Annotated in this window: 6 protein-coding genes and 2 pseudogenes; all 8 read left to right on the forward strand. The window is 70.9% G+C overall.

What is annotated here, in order from left to right; genetic code table 11:
* Window positions 1-98: 98 nt before the first annotated feature.
* Window positions 99-1280, forward strand: a pseudogene (secD, locus tag AB0I76_RS15005) (protein translocase subunit SecD); the annotation flags it as partial.
* A gap of 1 nt (window position 1281) precedes the next feature.
* Window positions 1282-2475 (forward strand): protein translocase subunit SecF, encoded by a 1194-nt coding sequence (gene secF / locus AB0I76_RS15010; protein ID WP_357034781.1) that lies wholly within the window; start codon window positions 1282-1284, stop codon window positions 2473-2475.
* Between the two features lie 101 nt (window positions 2476-2576).
* Window positions 2577-3143 (forward strand): adenine phosphoribosyltransferase, encoded by a 567-nt coding sequence (locus AB0I76_RS15015; RefSeq protein WP_357034783.1) that lies wholly within the window; start codon window positions 2577-2579, stop codon window positions 3141-3143.
* A gap of 241 nt (window positions 3144-3384) precedes the next feature.
* The gene (locus tag AB0I76_RS15020; protein ID WP_357034791.1) at window positions 3385-5868 is read left to right on the forward strand and encodes a bifunctional (p)ppGpp synthetase/guanosine-3',5'-bis(diphosphate) 3'-pyrophosphohydrolase; all 2484 of its coding nucleotides are present in this window, start codon (window positions 3385-3387) and stop codon (window positions 5866-5868) included.
* A 163-nt stretch (window positions 5869-6031) separates the two neighbouring features.
* Window positions 6032-7399: a potassium transporter TrkG gene (locus AB0I76_RS15025; RefSeq protein WP_357034785.1), complete on the forward strand. Its 1368-nt coding sequence runs from the start codon at window positions 6032-6034 to the stop codon at window positions 7397-7399.
* Entirely contained in the window at window positions 7392-8072 is a 681-nt protein-coding gene (locus AB0I76_RS15030) for a TrkA family potassium uptake protein (RefSeq protein ID WP_357034787.1), read from the forward strand. Before AB0I76_RS15025 ends, AB0I76_RS15030 begins: the two co-directional genes overlap by 8 nt.
* 51 nt (window positions 8073-8123) lie before the next feature.
* Complete coding sequence (locus AB0I76_RS15035; protein WP_357034789.1) at window positions 8124-9068, forward strand: ABC transporter ATP-binding protein; 945 nt, start codon at window positions 8124-8126, stop codon at window positions 9066-9068.
* Window positions 9065-9827, forward strand: a pseudogene (locus AB0I76_RS15040) (hypothetical protein); the annotation flags it as partial. The gene AB0I76_RS15035 and the pseudogene AB0I76_RS15040, both read left to right, overlap by 4 nt.

Here is a 9827-nt window from a genome sequence, read left to right on the forward strand (position 1 = left end):
CAGTCCGTCGCCACCGCCTGGCGCGACCAGCGCGAGGCGGTGCTCAAGCAGGGGTCCGCCGTGGTCGAGGCGATCGGCGGTGCCCAGGCCGTGGGGCCGCCGACCTGGCGACCGACCCGTCGCTGGCCGAGAAGCTGAAGCCCTTCGCCACGCTCAGCCCCCGCGAGGTCGCGGTGCTGCCGGCGCAGATGCAGTTCAACGTTCCGCAGATCACCTGCGCGCAGCTCGACGACCGCCCGCCGGGCTCGATCTCCCCGGAGGCGCAGCAGGTCGTCGCCTGCCAGGGCGGCGCCGCGAAGTACCTGCTCGACCAGGCGAAGGTGCTCGGCACCGACGTCGACGACGCCAACGCGGTGCTCGACCAGACCAACCAGTGGGTCGTCAGCCTCGACTTCACCGGCGACGGTCAGGAGAAGTGGACCAACCTGACCCGCGAGGCGTTCAACAACGAGGGCCAGGCGTGCGACCCGGCCGCGCTCGGTGACAGCGGCAAGTGTCTCGTGGCCGTCGTGCTGGACAACGAGATCGTGTCCGCGCCCGAGATCCAGGGTGTGCTGACCGGCAACTCGCAGATCACCGGCAACTTCACCAACGCCGACGCCAGCAAGCTGGCCGGCCAGCTGCGCTTCGGCGCGCTGCCGCTGACCTTCGAGGCCGCCGAGTCGCAGAACGTCACCGCCACCCTGGGCGCCAGCCACCTGCGTGCGGGCCTGATCGCGGCCGGCATCGGCATGCTGCTGGTCATCATCTACTCGTTCTTCTACTACCGCCTGCTCGGCTCGGTGATCTTCCTGAGCCTGGTGCTGTCGGCGCTGCTGGTGTTCGGCGCGCTGGTGGTGCTCGGCCGGACGATCGGCTTCACCCTGACCCTCGCCGGCATCGCCGGCATGATCGTCTCGCTCGGTGTGGCGGCGGACTCGTTCGTCATCTACTTCGAGCGGCTCAAGGACGAGATCCAGGAGGGGCGCAGCCCCCGCAGCGCGGTGTCCCGCGCCTGGATCCGTGCGCGCCGGACGATCATCTCGGCGAACGCCATCACCATCATGTCGGCGGTGGTGCTCTACATCGTCTCGGTCGGCACCGTGAAGGGCTTCGCGTTCGCGCTCGGCCTGGCGACCGTGCTCGACCTGGTCGTGGTCTTCCTGTTCCGACACCCGATCATGACCATGTTCGCCCGCACCCGGGCGTTCCTGTCCCCACGGGTCAGTGGGCTCGGCCGCGTGCTTCCGTCCCGCACCGAGCAGGCGAAGCCCCGCAACCCGCGCGTCAAGGAGGCCTGAGATGGCTGGAAGTGGTCTGGCTAACCGCCTCTACCGGGGCGAGGCCGGTCTCAACGTCGTCGGCCGGCGCAAGCTGTGGTTCAGCGTCGCCGGGGTGCTGGTCCTCCTGGCCCTGGCGAGCTTCCTGATCCGCGGTTTCAACCCGGGCATCGAGTTCGCCGGCGGAAACGTCCTGCGGGTGCCGACGAGCGTCGGCACGCTGGAGGACGTCGAGGCCCGGACCGAGACGATCCTCGGCGGGCTGGGCGAGGAGGCCCGGGTCGTCACCGCCCAGGAGGTCGGTGGCGACACCGGCGGCGCGGTGTACGAGCTGAAGACGACCCAGCTCTCCCAGGAGCAGGACCGCGCCGCCCGGGCCGAGCTGGCCGAGGCGTACGGAATCAACGTCGACCAGATCTCCGGCGACCGGGTCAGCAAGGCATGGGGCGACCAGGTGACCGACCGGGCCCTGCTCGGTCTGCTCATCTTCCTCGCGGTCGTGTCGATCTACCTGGTCCTGCGCTTCGAGTGGCAGATGGCCGTGGCGGCCATCGCGTCCCTGTTGATGAACCTGGTCCTCACCGCCGGCATCTATTCGCTGGTCGGCCTTGAGGTCACCCCGTCCACCGTCATCGGGTTCCTCACCATCCTGGGCTTCGCGCTCTACGACGTGGTGGTGGTCTTCGACAAGGTGCAGGAGAACACGCGGGGAATCACCGCCAACAGCAACCAGACGTACGGCGAGGCGGCGAACCTGGCGTTGAACCAGAGCCTGATGCGCTCGTTCAACACCTCGGTCGTCGCGCTGCTCCCCGTCGGTTCGATCCTGTTCATCGGCGCCTTCCTGCTCGGCGCGGGCACCCTGAAGGACCTCGGTCTGGTGCTCTTCGTCGGTATGGCGGTGGCCTTCCTGACCTCGATCCTGCTGGCCACCCCGCTGCTGGTGCTGCTGAAGAACCGCGACCCGCGGATCCAGGCGCACAACAAGCGGGTGGCGGCCCGGCGGTCCTCGATCGCCCGGGGCGAGACGACCGGCAAGCCGGCGCCCCGCGCGGGCGAGGACGTGGCGGAGCCGGTGGACGGCGAGTCCGCGGCCCTGGCCGGCGCCGCGCCGAAGGTGGGTGCGCGCCCGGCCGGGAAGCGGTCCACCGGGGCCCGGGGCGGCCGTCCCGCCGGTGGGAGCGGCAACCGCCCGGGTGGCGCCAAGCGGCGCTGATCCACCCGGGGCGACCCGGTAGGAATCGACCAGACGGCGTCCTTCATGCTGTGCGAGCAGCATGCAGGACGCCGTCGTCGTGGAAGGGAAACGGAACTGCCGTGACGGAGACCCACAGCACCGGAGTGCGCGGAGACAGCGGCCCCGAGGTGGCGCGCCTGGTGTCCAGCCGGGTGCTGGACGTACCGGACTTCCCGAAGCCCGGCGTCCTGTTCAAGGACCTGATGCCGCTGTTCGCCGACGGTGCGGTTTTCCGTGAGGTGATCGACGGGATCGTGGACCACCACGGGCGGGACTCGTTCGACGCCGTGGTCGGCATCGAGGCGCGCGGCTTCGTGATCGCCGCCGCGATCGCGTACGCCACCGGCGTCGGCGTGGTGCCGGTGCGCAAGGCCGGCAAGCTGCCCCGCCCCGCGTACTCGGCCTCCTACGCGCTGGAGTACGGCGAGGCGACCCTGGAGGTGCACCAGGACGCGTTCACCGCCGGGCACCGGGTGCTGGTGGTCGACGACGTGCTGGCCACCGGCGGCACCGCCGAGGCCACCCTGGACCTCGTGGAGCGGGCGGGCGGCACCGTCGCCGGCTTCACCGTGCTGATGGAGCTGGGCTTCCTCGGCGGCCGGAAGCGACTGGCGCCGCGTCCGGTGCATGCCCTGTTGACCGTTTGAGCCCCACGGCCGTCCGGTCGGACCCGGCGCGGTCCGTCCGGCGGAGCGGCAGGGCACCATGCGTGCGGGTAGCATTGCCCATTGCTGACCGCCGGGGGATCCCGACGGTGGGCGAGGACCGGTGCGGGGACCGGCGCGGAACACGCCGGCCCGGCGGCCGGTTGACAGCAACGTCGGCCGGACGGCCGGCGCAACCCGGCGAGCGGTGAGGAGGCCGGTGTCCCACGATGTCGTCCCTCCGGTGGAGGGCACGGTGCACCCGACAGGCGACACGGACGGCTCGGTGACCGGTCGGACCCCTGACGCGACGATCCGGGGGCCGGTGGCCGGAAACGGCTCCGCCGAGCCCGGCGGCGTCGCCGCCGGCGTCACCCGCACCGTCGGTGTTCCCGACGGCACCCCGGTCGCGACCGGGGTCCCCGCCGACCTGTCCGTCGACCCCTCGCCGAGCGGTGGTTTCGCCCTGTCCAACGCGCCCACCGGCCGTCGGGTTCGGGCGCGGCTGGCACGGTTCAACGCGCCCTGGCAGACCTCCCAGGTCAGCGAGGTGCTCGAACCGCTGATCGCGACCCACCGCGACGCCCATCCCAAGGCCGACGCGCGGCTGCTCCAGCGTGCCTTCGACACGGCCGCCCGCTGGCACTCCGGTCAGTACCGCAAGTCCGGCGACCCGTACATCACCCACCCCCTCGCGGTGGCCACCATCCTGGGCAACCTGGGGATGGACACGACCACGCTGGTCGCGGCGCTGCTGCACGACACGATCGAGGACACCGAGTACACGCTCGACCAGATGCGTGCCGACTTCGGCGGCGAGGTGGCCCTGCTGGTCGACGGCGTCACGAAGCTGGACAAGGTCAAGCTGGGCGACGCGGCCAAGGCGGAGACCATCCGCAAGATGGTCGTGGCGATGGCGAAGGATCCCCGGGTCCTGGTGATCAAGCTCGCCGACCGGCTGCACAACATGCGCACCCTGACCTTCCTGCCCCGCCCGAAGCAGGAGCAGAAGGCGAAGGAGACGCTGGAGATCCTGGCTCCGCTGGCCCACCGGCTGGGTATGAACACGATCAAGTGGGAGTTGGAGGACCTCGCCTTCGGGACGCTGTTCCCGAAGCGCTACGAGGAGATCAACCGACTGATCGGGGAGCACCAGCCGCAGCGCGAGGCGCTGCTGCGCCAGGTGACCCAGAAGGTCTCGACCGACCTGAAGGCCGCCAAGATCAAGGCGGAGACGACCGGCCGGCCGAAGCACCTCTACTCGATCTACCAGAAGATGATCGTGCGGGGTCGCGACTTCAACGATATCTACGACCTGGTCGGGGTGCGGATCCTGGTCGACACGGTGCGGGACTGCTACGCGGCGCTGGGTGTCATCCACGCCAACTGGCAGCCGGTGCCGGGCCGGTTCAAGGACTACATCGCGATGCCCAAGTTCAACATGTACCAGTCGCTGCACACGACGGTCATCGGGCCCACCGGCAAGCCGGTGGAGATGCAGATCCGCACGTACGCGATGCACCGTACCGCCGAGTTCGGCATCGCCGCGCACTGGAAGTACAAGGAGCACAAGGGCACCCAGATCGTCGGCCCGCCCGCGCACATCGACGAGATGACGTGGCTGCGGCAGCTGCTGGACTGGCAGCGCGAGGCGGCGGACCCGAGCGAGTTCCTCGACGCGCTGCGCTTCGACCTGTCCAGCCAGGAGGTGTACGTCTTCACCCCGAAGGGTGACGTCATCCCGCTGCCGACCGGGTCGACGCCGGTGGACTTCGCGTACGCGGTGCACACCGAGGTGGGGCACAAGTGCATCGGCGCGCGCGTCAACGGCAAGCTGGTGCCGCTGGAGTCGACGCTGTCCAACGGCGACGTGATCGAGATCTTCACGTCGAAGTCGGACACGGCCGGCCCCACGCAGGACTGGCTGGGCTTCGTCAAGAGCCCGCGTGCCCGCACCAAAATCCGTCAGTACTTCAACAAGGAGCGGCGCGAGGAGGCGATCGAGGCCGGCAAGGACGCGATCGTCAAGGCGATGCGCAAGCAGGGCATGCCCCTGCAGCGGATGCTGACCTCCGACAACCTGATGGCGATCGCCCGGGACCTGCACCTGGCCGACGTGGCGTCGCTGTACGCGGCGGTCGGCGACAGCCAGGTCTCCGCGCAGTCCGTGGTGCAGAAGCTGATGGCCACGTACGGCGGCGAGGAGGGCGCGGCGGAGGACATCGCCGAGACCGCCGTCGCCACCCGGCCACCGCGCAGCCGCCAGAGCAGTGCCGACCCGGGTGTGGTCGTGCGGGGGGTCAGCGACGTCTGGATCAAGCTGGCCCGGTGCTGCACGCCGGTCCCACCGGACTCGGTGTTCGGGTTCGTCACCCGCTCCGGCGGGGTGAGCGTGCACCGGGACGACTGCGCCAACGCCGAGGACCTGCGCGCCCAGAACGAGCGGGTCGTCGAGGTGAGCTGGAAGCTGACCTCCGCCTCGACGTTCCTGGTCGCCATCCAGGTGGAGGCGCTCGACCGGCACAAGCTGCTGGCCGACGTCACCCGGGTGCTCTCCGACGAGCGGGTCAACATCCTCTCCGCCACCGTCACCACCACCCGGGACCGGGTGGCGGTGAGCCGGTTCAGCTTCGAGATGGCCGACCCGAAGCACCTGGGTCACCTGCTGGCCACGGTCCGCAAGGTCGACGGCGTCTTCGACGCCTACCGGGTCACCTCCGGCGCCTGACCATGCACCTCAAGGCTCGGCGAGCGCCGGGCCGGGGCGGCGATGCTCGACGCCAGGGGTGCCGTGCGATCATGCACTGCGTGTCGATCGTGAGCCCTCCGAGGCAACCGGCCGGCCGCCGGGACCCTGACCGGTCGGGTCCGACTGCGGCCACACCCCGGCCGTGCCGTCACTGACCCGCCGTCCCACGTGGCGGCGGCGTACGGACCGGTTCCGTCACCCGGCCCAGGTGATCGCCATCGGGTTCGCCCTGGCGGTGACGGTGGGAACTGGTCTGCTCTCGCTGCCCCTGGCAACCCGGACCGGCGAGCGTGCGGTGCTGATGGACGCGCTCTTCACCGCGACGTCGGCGGTGTGCGTGACGGGCCTGGTGACGGTGGACACCGGCAGCTACTGGTCGGGCTTCGGCCAGGCGGTGATCCTGTTGCTGATCCAGGCCGGCGGGCTCGGGATCATGACGCTGGCGACCCTGTTCACGGTGTTGCTGTTCCGCCGGATCGGGCTGCGGGCCCGGTTCCTCGCCCAGGCGGAGACCAAGAGCGTCGGTCTCGGTGATCTCCGCGGCGTCCTGCGTCGGATCGTCCTGTTCAGTCTCGTCAGCGAAGCCCTCGTCGCGGTCGTGCTCACTGTCCGGTTCAGCACCGCCTACGACGAGCCGTTCGGTTCCGCCCTGTACGACGGCGTGTTCCACGCGGTCTCGGCTTTCAACAACGCGGGCTTCTCCACTCGAGCCGACAGCCTCGTCGGCTACGTCACCGATCCGTGGATCACCCTGACCATTGCCGCGGCGGTGATCCTCGGCGGGCTCGGATTCCCGGTGGTGTTCGAGCTGGCCCGCAACTGGCGGCGTCCGTCGACGTGGTCGGTACTGACCCGGATCACCCTTGTTCTGACCGTCGCCCTGCTGGTGCTGGGCACGGCCGTGCTCACCCTCGCCGAGTTCTCCAACCCCCGGACGTTCGGGCCGCTCACCGGGGCGGAGAAGCTGCTCGCTGGCTTCTTCGCCGCGACGATGACCCGTACCGCCGGTTTCAACAGTGTCGACATCGGCTCGCTGCGGCCGGAGAGCCTGCTCGCCAGCGACGTGCTGATGTTCATCGGTGGTGGTAGCGCCGGCACCGCCGGGGGCATCAAGGTCACGACGTTCGGTCTGCTCGCCTTCGTGCTCTGGTCCGAGATGCGCGGTGAGACGCACGTCAACGTGGGCCGCCGGCGGATCCCGGCCACCAACCAACGCCAGGCCCTGGCCGTCGCCCTGCTCAGTGTCGGGGCGGTGATCGTCGGCACCTTCCTGCTGCTGGCCATCACGCCCTACCGGCTCGACGTGGTCCTGTTCGAGGTGGTCTCCGCGTTCGCCACGGTGGGCCTCTCCACCGGCATCACCGGTAGCCTTCCTCCGGAGGCGGACCTCCTGCTGGTCGTGTTGATGTTCGCTGGCCGAATCGGCCCGTTGACCCTCGCGTCGGCGCTGGCGCTGCGGGACCGGGACCGCCGGTACGAACTCCCCGAGGAGAGGACGATCGTTGGCTGAGGTACGCACCGAACCGGTGGTCGTGGTCGGGCTCGGTCGTTTCGGCACGGCCCTCGCCATGGAACTGGTCCGACGGGGCACCGAGGTCCTCGGTGTCGACAACCGTCCGAAGATCGTCCAGGCGCTGGTCGGGCAGCTTCCCCATGTGGTCACCGCGGACTCCACGGACGTCGAGGCGCTCCGACAGCTCGGCGTGGCGGAGTTCCATCGGGCGGTGGTGGCCATCGGTACGGACATCCAGGCGAGCATCCTCACCACGTCCCTCCTGTCCGAGATGGGAATTCCCGACATCTGGGCCAAGGCCATCGACGCGCAGCACGGCAAGATCCTCGCCCGGGTGGGCGCCCACCACGTCGTCGCGCCCGAGCACGACATGGGTGAACGCATCGCCCATCTGCTTTCGGGTCGGATTCTCGACTACGTCGAGGTCGACGCGGACTTCGCCGTCATCAAGACCAAGCCGCCGCGCGACGTCGTCGGGATGCCGCTGCGCGAGTCCAAGCTGCGCAGCACGTGGGGGGTCACCGTGGTCGCGGTGAAACCCGAGGCGGGGATCGGCGGTCGGCGGCCGGGTTTCACACACGCGACCCCGGAGACCGTGCTCGGCTACGGGGACCTCATTCTGGTCGTCGGGCCGGTCGACAACGTCGAGCGGTTCGCCGCGACGGAGTAGGGAGCCGCACGGCTGCCGGTGGGCTTGACGCCGCCCGCTACGGTGTCCACGGTGTGCCGGGAAGTCTGGTCGGCGGTCCTCGACCCCTGCCGACCGGAGGCCGCCGTGCAGCCACCCGCCATCCACACCGAGCACCTCACCAAGCGCTACGGGCGGCTCGTCGCGCTCGACGACCTGGACCTCACCGTCGCCGGCGGTGAGGTCTTCGGCTTCCTCGGGCCCAACGGGGCCGGCAAGTCCACCACCATCCGGTTGCTGCTCGGGCTGTCCCGCCCGACCGCGGGCCGGGCCCGGATCTTCGACGTGGACGCCGGCGACGTGGCCCGGGCGCACCGGCTGCTGGCGTACGTGCCGGCCGACGTAGCGCTCTGGCCCCAACTCACCGGCGCCGAAACCCTCGACCTGCTCGCCGCCACCGGCCCGGGTGTCGACCGCGCCTACCGCGACGAACTCGTGCGGCGGTTCGACCTCGACCTGTCCAAGCCGGCCCGGACGTATTCGACCGGCAACCGGCAGAAGGTGGCGCTCGTCGCTGCCTTCGCCACCCGCGCCCCGCTGCTGGTGTTCGACGAGCCCACCAGTGGGCTGGACCCGCTGATGGAGAGAGAGTTCCGTCGCGCGGTCGCCGAGGCACGGGACGACGGACGCACGGTGTTCCTGTCCTCGCACCAACTGGCCGAGGTGGAGGCCGTGTGCGACCGGGTGGGCATCCTGCGCGCCGGCCGGCTGGTCGACGTCGCCACCGTGCCCGACCTGCGTCGGCTGCACCGCGCCGAGGTGCTGGTCCGGCACACCGGAGAAGGGCCCGACCTGGACGGCGTCGCGGGAGTCGAGGACGTGGTGCGCGAGGGTGGGTCCACGCTGCGGTTCACGTTCACCGGGTCGCCCGGGCCGGCCCTGCGGGCCCTCGCGGCGGCCGACGTCACCGCCCTGACCGTGCGGGAACCCACGCTGGAGGAGATCTTCCTCGACTACTACGGGGAGACGGACCGGTGAGCGCCGCGTACGCGGTGAGCCGGCTCGCCCTCCGGCAGGTCCGCCGCGGCGCGCTGATCGTGTTCGCCGTGGCCGCCGGCATGTCCGCCCTGGTCGCGGTCACGTACGAGCGCACCGTCGGTGACGCCCTCGACGCCGCCGCGCTGGCCGCCCTGGCCGAGAACCCGGCCGTCCGCACCCTGTTCGGCGAGCCGGTCGCCCTCGACACCCCGGGAGGCTTCACCGTCTGGCGGACCGGTGCCGCTCTCGCGGTCCTGGTGTCGGTGTGGGGGTTGCTCGCGGCCACCCGGATCACTCGCGGCGAGGAGGACGCGGGCCGGTGGGACCTGGTGCTTGCCGGACCGCTCGGGCTCTCGGCAGTGGTACGCCGGCACCTGATCGTCCTGGTGGTGGCCATGGCGGCCATCGCGGCCGGGGTGACCGGGGCGCTCCTCGCCGTCGGCACACCGCCGGTCGGGGCGGTCCTGCACGGCGGTGGCCTCGCCCTGGTCGGCATGTTCGCCGTCGCGGTGGCGGCCCTGGCCGCCCAGGTGTTCCCCACCCGGGCCGGTGCCAGCGGCGCCACCGTGGCGGTGCTCGGCCTCGGCCTGCTGGCCCGCATGGTCGGTGACGGGGTGGCCGCGCTGGGGTGGCTCCGGTGGCTGTCCCCGTACGGCCTGCTCGCCCTGACCCGGCCCTACCACGACGACCGGCGGGTCCCGCTGGTGGTGCTGGCCGCGGCCGTGGTCGCGGTGACCGTCGCCGCGCTGGTCCTGGCCG

Source organism: Micromonospora sp. NPDC049799 (assembly GCF_040656655.1).
Lineage (GTDB): Bacteria > Actinomycetota > Actinomycetes > Mycobacteriales > Micromonosporaceae > Micromonospora.

Bases quoted from the DNA above. Each gene is read 5' to 3' on its own strand.
- secF (WP_357034781.1), top strand. From the start codon at position 1,282: ATGGCTGGAAGTGGTCTGGCTAACCGCCTCTACCGGGGCGAGGCCGGT.